Origin of the sequence: Nitratireductor sp. ZSWI3, assembly GCF_024655565.1 — a bacterium.
Taxonomy (GTDB): domain Bacteria; phylum Pseudomonadota; class Alphaproteobacteria; order Rhizobiales; family Rhizobiaceae; genus Nitratireductor.
The window spans coordinates 15479-30014 of the sequence record NZ_JANKOF010000003.1; the positions used below are offsets into that span (position 1 = coordinate 15479).

Annotated in this window: 9 protein-coding genes; all 9 read left to right on the plus strand. The window is 63.1% G+C overall.

Going from position 1 to position 14536, the window contains the following annotated elements:
• The first annotated feature begins 151 nt into the window (after window positions 1-151).
• Entirely contained in the window at window positions 152-3631 is a 3480-nt protein-coding gene (locus tag NUU27_RS01940) for an indolepyruvate ferredoxin oxidoreductase family protein (protein ID WP_257760361.1), read from the plus strand.
• Between the two features lie 97 nt (window positions 3632-3728).
• The gene (locus NUU27_RS01945; RefSeq protein WP_257760362.1) at window positions 3729-6035 is read left to right on the plus strand and encodes a bifunctional diguanylate cyclase/phosphodiesterase; all 2307 of its coding nucleotides are present in this window, start codon (window positions 3729-3731) and stop codon (window positions 6033-6035) included.
• A gap of 175 nt (window positions 6036-6210) precedes the next feature.
• Window positions 6211-6996, plus strand: coding sequence for a hypothetical protein (locus tag NUU27_RS01950; RefSeq protein WP_257760363.1), 786 nt, complete (start codon window positions 6211-6213; stop codon window positions 6994-6996).
• A gap of 59 nt (window positions 6997-7055) precedes the next feature.
• The gene (locus tag NUU27_RS01955) at window positions 7056-7730 is read left to right on the plus strand and encodes a Crp/Fnr family transcriptional regulator (protein WP_257760364.1); all 675 of its coding nucleotides are present in this window, start codon (window positions 7056-7058) and stop codon (window positions 7728-7730) included.
• Between the two features lie 275 nt (window positions 7731-8005).
• The gene (locus NUU27_RS01960) at window positions 8006-9982 is read left to right on the plus strand and encodes a long-chain fatty acid--CoA ligase (RefSeq protein WP_257760365.1); all 1977 of its coding nucleotides are present in this window, start codon (window positions 8006-8008) and stop codon (window positions 9980-9982) included.
• The gene (locus NUU27_RS01965; protein WP_257760366.1) at window positions 9979-10803 is read left to right on the plus strand and encodes an ABC transporter ATP-binding protein; all 825 of its coding nucleotides are present in this window, start codon (window positions 9979-9981) and stop codon (window positions 10801-10803) included. The genes NUU27_RS01960 and NUU27_RS01965 overlap by 4 nt, the downstream gene beginning before the upstream one ends.
• Before the next feature lie 24 nt (window positions 10804-10827).
• A complete protein-coding gene (locus tag NUU27_RS01970) occupies window positions 10828-11787 on the plus strand; it encodes a branched-chain amino acid ABC transporter permease (RefSeq protein WP_257760367.1) in 960 nt (319 codons plus the stop codon).
• Window positions 11788-12015: 228 nt separating this feature from the next.
• On the plus strand, window positions 12016-13092 hold the full coding sequence (locus NUU27_RS01975) for a branched-chain amino acid ABC transporter permease (protein ID WP_257760368.1): 1077 nt from the start codon (window positions 12016-12018) through the stop codon (window positions 13090-13092).
• A gap of 80 nt (window positions 13093-13172) precedes the next feature.
• On the plus strand, window positions 13173-14492 hold the full coding sequence (locus NUU27_RS01980) for an ABC transporter substrate-binding protein (protein ID WP_257760369.1): 1320 nt from the start codon (window positions 13173-13175) through the stop codon (window positions 14490-14492).
• Window positions 14493-14536 lie beyond the last annotated feature (44 nt).

Consider the following 14536-nt stretch of genomic DNA (forward strand, 5'->3'; position numbering starts at 1 on the left):
GGCTAACAAAATGTCGCCGAAAGCGTGTGAAAAGCGGCGGACTTGCTCTTTGATCCGAGGCCCCTGATTTCGTTTGACGGGATCGGAGGGCGATAGAAAACTACCCTGACGGAAGCGCTCAAGTCGCTGGCCGTTGAGGAGGATACGATAGATGACGCTTCACGACGTCTCGCTTGACGACAAGTATGACCTGACGAAGGAACGCATCTTCGTTTCCGGGGCGCAGGCCGTCGTGCGCATGCTTCTGATGCAGCGCGAGCGGGATCGCCGTTCCGGCCTCAACACGGCCGGTTTCGTCTCGGGATATCGCGGCTCGCCGCTTGGCGGGCTTGACCAGCAACTCTGGAAAGCAAAGAAGTCGCTGGAAGGCTCCAACATCATTTTCCAGCCTGGCCTGAACGAGGAACTGGCCGCCACGGCATGCTGGGGGTCTCAGCAGACCGAGCTTCTGGGCGACGGCAGATATGACGGCGTTTTCGCCGTATGGTACGGCAAGGGACCCGGTGTCGACCGCTGCGGCGACGTCTTTCGCCATGCCAATCAGGCGGGATCGTCGAGAAACGGCGGCGTCCTCGCCCTGATGGGCGACGACCACACGGCGGAATCATCCACGGTGGCGAATGCCAGCGAATTCGCCTTCGTCGACGCGATGATCCCGATCCTGAACCCGGCGGGCGTTCAGGAACTGATCGATTATGGTCTCTACGGCTACGCGCTGTCGCGCTTTGCCGGCACCTGGGCCGCGATCAAATGCGTCAAGGACAACATCGAATCGACGGCCGCCGTCGACGTGTCGCTCGACCGGTTGAACATCGTGCGGCCGGATTTCGACATGCCGCCCGGCGGGCTCAACATCCGCAACGAGATCAACATGCTGGGCCAGGAATCCCGGCTCTATGACTTCAAGCGGGCGGCAGCGGCGGCTTTCGTTCACGAGAACAAGCTCAACCGCATCGTCTATTCGGGCGGCTCGAACGCCAGGATCGGCATCGTCACGCTCGGCAAGAGCTATCTCGACACGCGCCAGGCGCTGGACGATTTGGGCATCGACGAGGCGCGTGCCGCTGATCTCGGCATCCGCCTGTTCAAGGTCGCCTGCCCGTGGCCTTTCGACGTGGAGCACATGCGCGATTTCGCGCGCGGCCTCGACATGGTCATCGTCGTCGAGGAGAAGCGCTCACTGATCGAAGTTCAGTTAAGGGAAAATCTCTACGGCACCGCCAATCAGCCGGAGATCATCGGCAAGGTCGACGAGAAGGGGGCGAGGCTGTTCGCGCCGACGGCGGCGCTCGATCCCAACGAGATCGCCATCGCCATCGGCGAGCGGATCCTGCGCGTCATCGGGCCCTCGGAAGAAATCGCCGCCCATGTGACGCGGCTGCGCCAGTCCCAGGCGATGCTCGCCGACACGCAGGACGTCGCCTCGCGCACCCCGTATTTCTGCTCCGGCTGCCCGCACAACACCTCGACGCGGGTGCCGGAAGGCTCGATCGCCGGCGGCGGCATCGGGTGTCATTTCATGGCGACCTGGATGGACCGCTCGAATGTCGGCTTTACCGCGATGGGCGGCGAGGGCGCGCAGTTCGTCGGCCAGGCGCCTTTCTCCAAGCGCCAGCACTTCTTCCAGAACCTCGGCGACGGCACGTATGACCACTCCGGCATCATGGCCATTCGCTTTGCCATCGCTTCCGGCATCAACATCACCTACAAGATCCTTTTCAACGATGCGGTGGCGATGACCGGCGGCCAGCCCCTGGAAGGTGGCCTGACCGTCGACATGATCGCCGACCAGGTGCGCGCCGAAGGGGTGTCGCGCATCGCGGTGGTCAGCGACGAGCCGGAAAAATACGCCGGCGTCGTCACCTTCCCGAGCGGAGCGACCATCAATCACCGGGACGACCTCGACCGGGTGCAGCGCGAGCTGCGCGAGATCAGTGGCGTGTCGGTTCTCATCTACGATCAGACCTGCGCGGCCGAGAAGCGGCGCCGGCGCAAGCGCGGCACCTTCCCCGACCCGGACAAGCGCGTCTTCATCAACGAACTGGTGTGCGAGGGCTGCGGCGATTGCGGGGTGAAGTCGAATTGCGTCTCCGTGCAGCCCCAGGAGACCGAGTTCGGCCGCAAGCGGCGCATCGACCAGTCGAGCTGCAACAAGGACTTTTCCTGCGTCAACGGATTCTGCCCGTCCTTCGTGACCGTTCACGGGGGCAAGCTGAAGAAGGCGCAAGGGGTGACCGGCGCCAATGACCCGCTCGAGGGTGTGCCCGAGCCGAAGCTTTTCAAGATGAAGCATGGCTGGTCGGCCGTGGTCGATGGAATCGGCGGCACGGGTGTCGTCACCATCGGCGCGATCGTCGGCATGGCGGCGCATCTGGAAGGCAAGGGCGCCGGCATCATCGACATGGCAGGGCTTGCCCAGAAGGGGGGAGCCGTCTTCACGCATCTGCGGATCGCCGAGACGCCGGAGGAAATCCACGCCATCCGCGTCGCCGCCGGCGAGGCCGATCTCATCCTCGGCTGCGACCTCGTCGTCTCGGGGGCGAAGAAGGTTCTTGCGGCCGCGCGCGAGGGGCATACGCTGTTCATGGCCAACACGGCCGAGGTGATGCCCGGCGATTTCGCCCGGTCGGCCGACTTCTCGCTTCCGGTCGAACGCCTCAAGAAGGCGGTTCGCCAGGCCGTCGGCGAGAAGAAGGCGCATTTCTTCGACGCGACCCATGCGGCAACCGTCCTGTTCGGCAATTCGGTTGGCGCCAACATGTTCATGCTGGGCATGGCCTATCAGTTCGGGGGCCTGCCGGTTTCGAGCGAGGCGATCGAAAAGGCGATCGCCCTCAACGGCCAGGCCGTTTCCATGAACGTCACCGCCTTCCGCTGGGGACGCCGGGCCGCCCACGAACCCGAATTCGTCCGGCATCTGGTCGCCAAGTCGTCCAACGGCAACGTGCGGGCGCCTCTGTCGCAGACGCTCGACGAGATCATCCACAAGCGCGCGGTGTTTCTGGCTGCTTATCAGAACGAGGCCTATGCCGAGCGCTATCGCCAGCGTATCGCGCGGCTGCGGGCAGCGGAGGAAAGGGCCGTTCCCGGCTCGACGGCGGTGACGGAGGCTGCTGCCCGCAACCTCTTCAAGCTGATGGCGATCAAGGACGAGTACGAGGTTGCCCGCCTCTTTACGGACGGGGCCTTCAAGCGCCAGCTCGCCGCCGAATTCGAGAGCTATGACCATCTGGAGTTCCATCTCGCTCCCCCCGTGCTCGGGCGGCGCGATGCCGACGGCAAACCCAAAAAATCCAATTTCGGCCCGTGGATGATGACGGTTTTCGGCATGCTCGCCCGGCTGAAGGGGCTGCGCGGCACGGTGTTCGACATTTTCGGGCGCAGCGCCGAGCGCCGGATGGAACGCCGGCTTCTGGCCGAATATGAAGGCGATCTCGACCGTATCGAAGCGATTCTTTCGCCGGCCCGTGCAGAAGCTGCCGCAGCGCTGGCTTCGGTGCCGGCGCTGATCCGCGGTTTCGGCCACGTCAAGGAAGCCAACGCGCGCAAGGCGGCGGAGGAACGGCAACGGCTGGTCCGCCGGCTCGAGGACGGCGACGATCAGGGAACCCTGCTGAAGGCGGCGGAATGAATAGCCGGTTACCAGCAGGCCGGGCGAAAGGTCTATAATATAAAGCTTTCTTAAGTGCTGTTATGCCATTGCTGAGCACGTCAATCGGGCTCGTGCGGTGAAAAACAGCAAGAACAGCATTCCTGAAGACGTCTATGTGGGGTACATCCGGTCCTTGTTTCAGGACGTCGGAGTGCTGCCTCTCGGGGCGCTTTGCTATGCGCTGATCGCCGTCCTTCTCTATTACAAGACCGGCCAGGTCGCGCAATTGCTTCTGGGGCCGCTGATGCTGGTGGCCGGCATCTGGCGCTACTTCAAGATCACCCGTGTCGATCACGCCCTGATTTCCGATTACGCCTCCGCTCTCGCCTGGGAACGACGCTACCTGTGGTGGGGCAGCATGCACGGGGTGGTTGTCGGCGCCTTCGGCTTCGTGTCGATCTTCTGGGGCAACGACAGCTTCGCCGAACTCGCTGCCGTCTCGGCCATTCTGTGCGGAACGATCACCATCGCGGGCCGCAATTACGGCTCGCGCAAGATGGTCTCGGTGCTCACCCTGACCATCGTCTTCCCGATCGCCCTCGCGCTGATGATGAAGGGCGACATCTATCATTTCATTCTCGGCATGTTCATCGCGCCGTTCATGCTCGTCGTCATGAAGATGGCGGAGCTGGTGCGCACCGTGCTCTTCACGGCGATCAGCGAGGAGAAGCGCTCGACGCGTCTGGCGCAGCGCTTCGACCGGGCGCTGAACACCATGCCGCACGGGCTCCTGATGCTGAACAACGAAGAGCGCGTCGTCGTCAGCAATGCACAGGCCGCCGAAATGCTGGGCTTCCGGTCTTCCGAGCAGATGCTCGGGCGCACGTTGAAATCGCTGCTGATGCGGGGCGTGGCAAGTGGGCTGCTTTCCCAGCGCGACTATGCCTATGCGGAAGAGCATCTTTCGAAGGCCCTGCGCGAGGGGCGCGACCGCAAGGTGCTCCTGAGCATGACGAACGGGCGTCATTTCGAATTCGCGGCCCGCGAGGGGCACGACGAGGTGGGCGTCCTGACCTTCGAGGAGGTGACGAGCCGCGTCGAGGCGGAGGAGAAGATCCGCTTCATGGCCCGCTACGACAGCCTGACGAGCCTGCCCAACCGGGCCTATTTTCATGAAAAGGTCACCGAGGCGATGGCGGCGGGCGATCAGGATCGCCTGTGCGGCCTGGCCGTGCTCGATCTGGACGATTTCAAGAGCGTCAACGACACGCTCGGCCATCCCGTCGGCGACGGCCTCATCTATGCCATGGCGGAGCGCCTGTCGGCGTTCGGCAGCGACAATGTGCGGATCAGCCGCTTCGGCGGCGACGAGTTCATGATTTTCTTCAATCAGGTCGACAGCGAGGCCGCCTTCAGCGCGCAGTTCGACGAGATCTTCGGCGCGCTGCGGGGCGAGGTGGATGTGGCCGGCCACGCTATGCGCCTGCAGGCGAGCGGTGGCGCGGTCGTCGTGTCGGTGCGGGACGGCGATGTCGATTCGATGATCGTCAAGGCCGATCTCGCGCTCTACAAGGCGAAGGAACTCGGAAAGAACGGGTGGCGCCTGTTCGAGACGGAGATGGATGTCGCCTTCCGCAACCGGCAGATCATGAAAGCCGATCTCAGGAGCGCCATCGAGGCGCGCAATCTGCGGGTCGTCTACCAGCCGATCGTCGACGCCCGGACGATGCGGATCGCCAGCTGCGAGGCGCTTTGCCGCTGGGACCATCCCGAACTCGGCCTCGTCTCGCCGTCGGTCTTCATTCCCCTGGCGGAGGAGATGGGCCTGATCTCAGAGATCAGCTCCGTCGTCCTGGACGCGGCGTGCAAGGAGTGCGCGAAATGGCCGGAGCAGATCGGCGTTTCGGTCAATCTCTCCGCAAAGGACTTCCGCTCCAGCGATGTGGTGAACAAGGTCCGCTCCGCCCTCCAGGCGGCGGACATCTCGCCTAATCGTCTGGAGATCGAGGTGACCGAGACGGCGCTTCTCAACGACACAGAGGCGACGATCGCCTATATCCGCACGCTCAAGGGACTGGGCGTGCGCATTGCGCTCGACGACTTCGGTACGGGCTATTCCTCGTTGAGCTATCTGCACACCTTGCCGCTGGACAAGGTCAAGATCGACGGCAGCTTCGTCGCCAATCTCAAGGAAGGGCAGCGCTCGCTCTACCTTTTGCAGGGCGTCGTCGACCTGTCGCGCAAGCTGGGGCTGGCGGTGACGGTCGAGGGCGTCGAACGGTTCGACCAATTAAAGCTGCTCGAAAGCTTCGTGAAGCCGGACCTGCTCCAGGGCTTTCTGTTCGGGCCGGCGCTGACGGCCTCAGGCATCGAAACGATGGCAGAAATGAAACAGCCCGTCGTGACCAAGGCCCGGGCGGGCCGCAATCGCCTCAGCCTGTGAAGCAACCACCTGTTGCGTGGAAGCGCTTTTGTCCTTGATGAGTTCTCGCCGAAAACCTTTTGTTAAGGTTAATAAAATCTAAACAAGATACCTCTTAATTTCAGCTTTACAACGAGAGCGGGTGGTCTACGCTGTTGTGAAGAGAGGCATAAAATCGACGTGGGGCAATGCGGCAATGGTCACGAGTACTGGCCTGGTCGGGCTGAAATCCGACGCGCGTGGGGTCGTGAGTGGGGCAGAGAAGAAGGCTTCCGGTTTCGTAGACAGCGTCATGGCGCTTCTGGAACGGACCGAATACCGACGCTGCGACACCGGTGAAGATCGTGAGGCGATCTACAATCTTCGTTACAGGTCCTACCGCGCGCATGGGTTCGTTCCCGAATCCGAGCGACAGATCACCAAGGACGATCTGGACGATCTTCCGAACTGCTACAACTTTGGCGTCTATATCGACGGCCAGCTGGTGAGCACGGTGCGGCTTCATCAGATCGACCGGGAGAATCCGCTCGGTCCGGTCACCAAGGGATTCGGCGATGTAATGACGCCGCTGATCGAGCGGGGGGAGAGCTGCATCAACCCCAGCATGCTGGCGGCCGACCCGGAGCTGGCGCGTGAATACCGGACGCTTCCCTACATCACGTTGCGGCTGGTGATCGTCGCCTACGAGTATTTCCGCTCGACCTATTGCGCCTGTCTCATCCGCCAGGAGCACACGGCCTTCTACAGCCGGATCTTCGGCGCGCGGCAGATGAGCCCGGAGAGGGTTTACCCGCCGATCAGCGTCCCCTTGATGCTGTTCGGCGGTGTTTGCGCCAAGGAGTTCGGACCCATCGTCGAGCGGTTTCCCTTCTTCCTTTCGAACCGGGCCGAGCAGCGTCTGCTGTTCGAGCGGCCGGCCAGCGGAGAAGCGGCGTCGCTGACGGTCTTGCCGACGGCCAAGTATCTGCTCAGTGCGGCTTAGAGCGCCAGCCGAGCGTGGGCCTTCTTGTCGCCCGTGGGTTGGCAGGCTATCGATGAGAGATGAGCGCCAAGAAGGACATCGTTGCAACCGTCGTTTGGGCGGCTGAGCTCACTGAAGAAGAGCTCGACCGCGCACGGCGTGGCCTGACCGAGCGCTTCTTCTCGAAGGGTAGCTACATCTGCCATCGCGGCGACCGGCTCGACCACTGGACCGGCGTGATCGAGGGGCTGATCAAGATCAGCGCCATCTCTGCCGCCGGCAAGGCCATGACCTTTGCCGGGGTGACGGATGGTGGCTGGTTCGGCGAGGGGTCGGTCCTCAAGAACGAACGCCGCAAATACGATGTCGTGGCGATCCGCGACACGCGCCTTGCCATGTTGTCGCGCGGCGCCTTCATGTGGCTGTTCGACAACAGCACCGGTTTCAACCGGTTCCTGGTCCGGCAGCTGAACGAGCGCATGGGCCAGTTCATCGCCACCATCGAATACGACCGCATCCTGGATCCGAAGGCGCGGGTGGCGCGGAACCTGTCCTGGTTCTTCAATCGCGCCCTTTATCCGGCGGCAGGCAACGAGATCGAGATCAGCCAGGAGGAGCTCGGACTTCTTGCGGGCGTCTCCCGGCAAGTGGTCAACCGCAGCTTGCGCGACCTTGAGGAAGAGGGGCTGCTGAAGGCTGCGCACGGACGGATCACGATCGTCGATGCGGAAGCCTTGAGCCGCTACGGCTCGTGATGCGCCGGCTCGGGCAAAGAAGAGCAGCGCCACCCCATCGTCTGATACTTTGGTTGGAGAGGTTGGGACAAAGCCGTGAATTGTTGCGCAGCCCGGCATCCAGAAATGCTCAAGCACAACCCACCTGCATTATAAAGGCAAACTAGCGGCCTGTCTGTCAAGCGGCCTGTTGATTGCGCGTGGTTTTCATGAAAACCTCCACCCAATCAAGACTGTCCGGTTCGGGAGGAATCGGAAACAACGGTGGTAAACCGCCGAAAGCGGGAGGAAACGGCTTGGCGCAAAGCAGAGCGTCGACGGACACGTTTGCGAAATATCTGTTGCTCAATGCTGAGCGCTTTCGCGACCGCCCGGCCATGCGCTTCAAGGATTACGGCATCTGGCAAAGCTGGACCTGGGCCGAACAGCTCGACGAGGTGCGGGCCCTGGCGCTCGGCCTGCAATCGATCGGCCTCAAGCGCGGCGACAAGGTCGCCGTCATCGGCTCCAACCGGCCGCGGCTCTACTGGTCCTTTGCCGCGGTGCAGTCCCTGGGCGCGGTGCCGGTGCCCGTCTATGCCGATTCGGTGGCCGAGGAGATGGCCTATGTGCTCGACCACGCGGAGGTGAAGTTCGCCGTGGTCGAGGACCAGGAGCAGGTCGACAAGGTGCTGTCCGTCGCCGATCGCGTGCCGGCGCTGACCGAGCTGATCTACGACGAGCCGCGCGGCCTCAAGGACTACGATCACACACATCTTCATGCCTATCAGAGCGTGCGCGAAGCCGGCCTGAAGCGCTTTTCCGAAGACGCGGATGCGGGCCCGGCATGGCTCGCCGAGATCGAGAAAGGCAGGGGAGACGACCTCTCGGTCATCCTCTACACCTCCGGCACCACCGGGCGGCCCAAGGGCGTCATGCTTTCGCAGGACAATTTCGTCCGTTCGGCGATCAACGGGAACGCGTTCGACAAGCTCGACGAGAACGAGACCATCATCGCCTATCTGCCGCTTGCCTGGGTCGGCGACCACCTGTTCTCCTACGCGCAATCCTACACGGCGGGCTTCTGCGTCGCCTGTCCTGAGAGCGCCGAGACCATCAACGAGGATCGGCGCGAGATCGCGCCGACCTATTTCTTCGCGCCGCCGCGCGTGTTTGAGACCCTGCTGACCTCGATCATGGTGCGGATGGAGGATGCGGGGCGGCTGAAGAAGTGGATGTTCGACCATTTCCTCGCCCATGCCTCGAAGGTCGGCGAGCGCCTTCTGAACGGCGATGCCGTGGGGGCGTGGGACCGCCTGAAATACGCGATCGGCGAGTTCGCGGTCTATGGCCCGCTGAAGAACAGAATGGGACTGTCGCGCATGCGCGTCGGCTACACGGCCGGCGAGGCGATCGGCCCGGAGCTGTTCAGCTTCTACCGGTCTCTCGGCCTCAATCTCAAGCAGCTCTACGGCCAGACCGAGGCGACCGTCTACATCACCGCCCAGGCCGACGGGAAGATCCGCCCCGACACGGTGGGCCTGCCTTCGCCAGAAGTGGAGATCAAGATCGCCGATACCGGCGAGGTGATGTACCGCTCGCCGGGCGTCTTCGTGGGTTACTACAAGAACGCGGAGGCGACGCGCGAGACGAAGACCGAGGATGGCTGGGTGCACACCGGCGATGCCGGCTTCTTCGACAAGGACGGGCAGCTCAAGATCATCGATCGCGCCAAGGATGTGGGCAAGCTTTCGTCCGGGGCGCTGTTCGCCCCCAAATACATCGAGAACACCCTCAAGTTCTTCCCCGACATCAAGGAGGCGGTGGCCTTCGGCCATGGCCGCGAGTTCTGCGCCGCCTTCATCAACATCGACCTCGCCGCGGTCGGCAGTTGGGCGGAACGCAACAACATCGCCTATGCCTCCTATCAGGAGCTGGCGAACCATCCGCGCGTCTACGAGACCATCGCCGCGCATGTCGACGAGGCCAACCGCCGGCTGTCGCGCGAGCCGCTGATGGCCGCCTCGCAGATCAAGCGGTTCCTGGTCCTCCACAAGGAGCTCGACGCCGACGACGGCGAGCTGACGCGGACGCAGAAGGTGCGCCGCAACTTCATCGCCGAACGGTATGGCGAGTTGATCGAAGCGCTGTATGACGGCTCGTCGGAGAAGTCCGTCGAGACGCAGGTGACCTATGAGGACGGCCGCAAGGGCGTCATCCGCGCCACCGTCAGGATCGTCGATGCCAAGGTGCACGACGTTCCGGCCGAAATCATGCGGGAGGCAGCCGAATGAACCCGCGTCCGGACCACACGCAGCTCGTCGCGCCCGAAGACGGCATCGCCAAGGGAGACGTGCTGCTCGACGTGCGCAACGTCTCGCTCTCCTTCGGCGGCGTCAAGGCGATCACCGACATATCGCTGAACGTGCTGAAGGGGGAGATCCGCGCCATCATCGGCCCCAACGGCGCCGGCAAGACCTCGATGCTCAACGTCATCAACGGCTTCTACACGCCCCAGCAGGGAACGATCGTCTTTCGCGGCAAGGAGCGTCGTTCGATGAAGCCGCACGAGGCCGTGGGGCAGGGGATCGCCCGCACCTTCCAGAACGTCGCCCTGTTCAAGGGCATGTCGACGCTCGACAACATCATGGCCGGTCGCTCGGTCATGATGAAGCGCAACATCGGCTGGCAGATGCTGTGGCACGGCCCGGCGCTGCGCGAGGAAATCGAGCATCGCGAGAAGGTGGAGGAGATCATCGATTTCCTGGAGATCCAGCACATCCGGCGCACGCCGGTGGGCAAGCTGCCCTACGGCCTGCAAAAGCGGGTCGAGCTCGGCCGGGCGCTCGCCATGGAGCCGAGCCTCCTTCTTCTCGACGAGCCGATGGCCGGCATGAACCTCGAGGAAAAGGAGGACATGAGCCGGTTCATCATCGACGTGAATCAGCAGCGGGGAACGACCATCGCGCTGATCGAGCACGACATGGGCGTGGTGATGGATCTGTCCGACCGGGTGGTCGTGCTCGACTACGGCAAGAAGATCGCCGACGGGCCGCCCGATGAGGTGAAGAACAGCCAGGACGTGATCGACGCCTATCTTGGCGTGCCTCACTAGACCTCGGCAGGGAGCGGGAAGCAGATGGACTTTCTCAACGGTATCCTGGTGAAACCCTTCGCCGACATGGCGGCGGCGCCCGACTTCCTGCTGCAGGTCTTGTGGGAGGGGCTCGTCGGGGGCGTCCTCTACGCGCTGATCGCGCTGGGCTTCGTCCTGATCTACAAATCCTCGCGCATCTTCAACTTCGCGCAGGGCATCATGGTCGTCTTCGCCGCGCTGACGCTGGTCGGCCTGCACGAGAGGGGCGTTCCGGCGCTGTTCGCCTTGCCGCTCACGCTGCTGGTGATGCTCGCCCTGGCGATGGCGATCGAGCGCGTGGTGCTGAGGCCTCTGGTGAACCAGCCCGACATCATCCTGTTCATGGCCACCATCGGCATCACCATGTTCCTGATCGGCTTCGGCGAGCTGATCTTCGGGGGCGAGAACAAGGTGATGATCACCCGGGAACTGATGATCCCGACGGACAGCTTCATCTTCGAGCCTTTCGGCGGCTTCGTGTCGATCGAGCAGAAGGATCTGACGGCGGTCGTCGGTGCGGTGTTCCTGGTGATCGGGCTCCTCGTCTTCCTCAACAAATCGAAGATCGGCCGGGCCATCCGGGCGCTCGGCGACGATCATCAGGCGGCGCTGTCGGTCGGCATCTCGCTGTCCACCATATGGGTGATCGTCTGGTTCATCGCCGGTGTCATCGCGCTTGCCACGGGCATCGTCTGGGGCGCGCGCGCCGGCGTGTCCTTCGCTCTCGAGGTCATCGCCTTCAAGGCATTGCCGGTGCTGATGCTGGGCGGGCTCGAAAGCGTCATGGGCGCGATCATCGGCGGGCTTGCCATCGGCATCCTCGAGAAGGTCTTCGAGATCTATTGGGGGCAGCCGCTTCTGGGCGGCAACACCGAAGCCTGGTTCGCCTACGTGCTGGCGCTGCTGGTGCTTCTCTTCCGCCCGCAGGGGCTGTTCGGCGAAAAAATCATCGAGCGGGTATGAACCATGGGTTTCCGGTCGGCGCGACTCACCCCCCTCTGCCCTGCCGGGCATCTCCCCCTCAAGGGGGGAGATCGGCTGACATGGAGGACGGCATTCAACCGCCGGCCTTGCAGAACGGATGGCGTGCCCGATGAAGGCCAATCTCCCTCCTTGAGGGGGAGATGGCCGGCAGGCCAGAGGGGGGTAACCCACCTCGCCACCACAGCATCCGGCTGGAGGAGATAGCCCGTGTTCTACCGCACTGCAGGCCAGTTCAAGACCAGCTACCAGGCCGACCATGCGCTGTTCCCCGTGCGCCAGGATGCCATCCTGCTCGCGGTGATCCTGGTTTTCGCCTTTGCGGTCTTTCCGCTGACGGCCAGCGAATTCACCTTTCGCGCGCTGCTCATCCCGGTGCTGATCTATTCCCTGGCCGCGCTCGGCCTCAACATCCTCACCGGCTATGCGGGGCAGTTGTCGCTGGGCACCGGCGCCTTCATGGGGGTCGGCGCCTATGCCTGCTACAAGCTCATCTCGATCTTCCCGGAGATGAACATCGTCGTGGCGATCGCCCTTTCGGGCTTCTTCTCCGCCACCGTCGGCGTGATCTTCGGCCTGCCCTCGCTCAGGATCAAAGGCTTCTACCTGGCGATCGCCACGCTGGCCGCTCAGTTCTTTCTGGTCTGGCTGTTCCAGAAATGGTCGTGGCTCTACAATTACAATGCCTCCGGCGCCATCCAGGTGCCGAACATCAATCTGTTCGGCGTCACCGTGGCCGGGCCGCGGGCCTCGGCGATCGTGCAGTATTATTTCGTGCTGTCGGTCGTCTGCGTGATGACCGTCTTTGCGATCAACATCACGCGTGGGCGCATCGGGCGCATGTGGAAAGCGGTGCGCGACATGGACATCGCCGCCGAACTCGTCGGCATCAACCTGATGCGCACGAAGCTGATGGCGTTTTTCGTCTCGTCCTATGTGGTCGGCATCGCCGGGGCGCTGTTCGTGTTCCTGTGGAGGGGGGCCGCCGAGGCCAACCTGTTCGATATCCCCCTCTCGTTCCGCGTGCTGTTCATCGCCATCATCGGCGGGTTGGGCTCGGTGCTGGGCAATTTCCTGGGGGCGATCCTGATCGTCGCCCTGCCGGTCATCATCAGCGCGGTGCCGAGGGCCCTGGGCCTGCCTCTCGACGCGGCGACGGTGGAGCATCTGAACATCATGATCATCGGTGCGCTCATCATCACCTTTCTCATCGTCGAGCCGCACGGCCTGGCGCGCTTCTGGGCGATGATCAGGGAGAAGCTCATATTGTGGCCATTCCCGCACTGATGAGAAGCAAAGGGGTATGCCCCCGGGAAAGGGCGGGTTCGCCCTTCCACCCGGAGGACAGAACAAGTGGAGGAAACAGCATGAAGACATTGCTCAAGACCGTGGTCCTGTCGTCGGTGCTGGCGCTCGGCGTCGGCATTGCCGTGCCGGCCGCAGCGCAGGACGATAGCATCTACATCCCGAACCTGGCCTACAGGACCGGGCCCTTCGCGGCCACCGGCACGCCGCTCATGAACGGCCAGCGCGACTACATCACGCTGCTCAACGAGCGCGACGGCGGCCTGAACGGCGTCAAGCTCCAGTATGACGAATGCGAGACGGGCTACAACACCGAGAAAGGCGTCGAGTGCTACGAGAAGACCAAGGCCAGGGCCGTGGTCACACAGCCCTGGTCGACCGGCATCACCCTGCAGGTGCTGCCGAAGTCGAATGTCGACAAGATTCCGATTCTGGCGCCCGGCTACGGTTTCTCGCCGATGTCCGACGGCAAGGTGTTCCAGTGGGCCTACAACCCGCCATCGTCCTATTGGGACGGCGCATCGATGATCCTGAAGCACATCTCCGACGGCAATCTCGACAGTCTCAACGGCAAGAAGATCGCTCTCCTGCATCTCGATCACCCCTATGGCAAGGAGCCCATTCCGCTGCTCGAGGCGCTCGCCGAGAAACATGGCTTCACGCTGCTGCCGATCCCGGTCGGTCTCACGGAAATGCAGAACCAGTCGGCCCAGTGGCTGCAGATCCGCCGCGAGCGACCGGATTTCGTGATCATGTGGGGCTGGGGCGCGATGAATGCGGGCGCCGTCACCGAAGCCGTCAAGACGAAGTATCCGATGAATCAGTTCCTCGGCATCTGGTGGTCGGGCCATGACGGCGACCTGAAGCTGGTGGGCGATGCCGGCAAAGGCTACCGCTCGATCTCGTGGAGCGTCCCGAATTCGGAGACGCCGCTGATGCAGGACATCAAGAAGCACGTCGTCGATGCCGGCAAGTCGCAGATCAGCCAGGCCGAAGGCGAGTTCGATTCCGTGTTCTACCAGCGCGGGCTGATGATCTCGATCATCCTGGTCGAGGGCATCAAGGCGGCGCAGGAGCACTTTGACGTGCGCGCGCCCAATCCGGACCAGCTGCGCTGGGGGTTGGAGAACATCAAGCTCGACGAGGCCCGCCTGAAGGAACTCGGAGCCGAAGGCATGCTGGTGCCGTTCAGCACCTCCTGTGCAGACCACACTGGCCACGGCGGCGGCTGGATGCTCGAATGGGACGGCGCGAAATTCGTGAAGGCGTCGGATATCCTGATGCCCGATCGCGCCGACATCGAACCTCTGGAGATGGAAAAGGCGAAGGAATATGCCGCGGCCAACGCTCCGTGGCCGATCAACGAAGAGTGCAAGATGTAGCACATGCGAGGCGTCGCCCCACGCTCGCACGGGCGTGGGGCGGC

Bases quoted from the DNA above. Each gene is read 5' to 3' on its own strand.
- NUU27_RS01940 (WP_257760361.1), top strand. From the start codon at position 152: ATGACGCTTCACGACGTCTCGCTTGACGACAAGTATGACCTGACGAAG.
- NUU27_RS01950 (WP_257760363.1), top strand. From the start codon at position 6,211: ATGGTCACGAGTACTGGCCTGGTCGGGCTGAAATCCGACGCGCGTGGG.
- NUU27_RS01955 (WP_257760364.1), top strand. From the start codon at position 7,056: ATGAGCGCCAAGAAGGACATCGTTGCAACCGTCGTTTGGGCGGCTGAG.
- NUU27_RS01965 (WP_257760366.1), top strand. From the start codon at position 9,979: ATGAACCCGCGTCCGGACCACACGCAGCTCGTCGCGCCCGAAGACGGC.
- NUU27_RS01970 (WP_257760367.1), top strand. From the start codon at position 10,828: ATGGACTTTCTCAACGGTATCCTGGTGAAACCCTTCGCCGACATGGCG.
- NUU27_RS01980 (WP_257760369.1), top strand. From the start codon at position 13,173: ATGAAGACATTGCTCAAGACCGTGGTCCTGTCGTCGGTGCTGGCGCTC.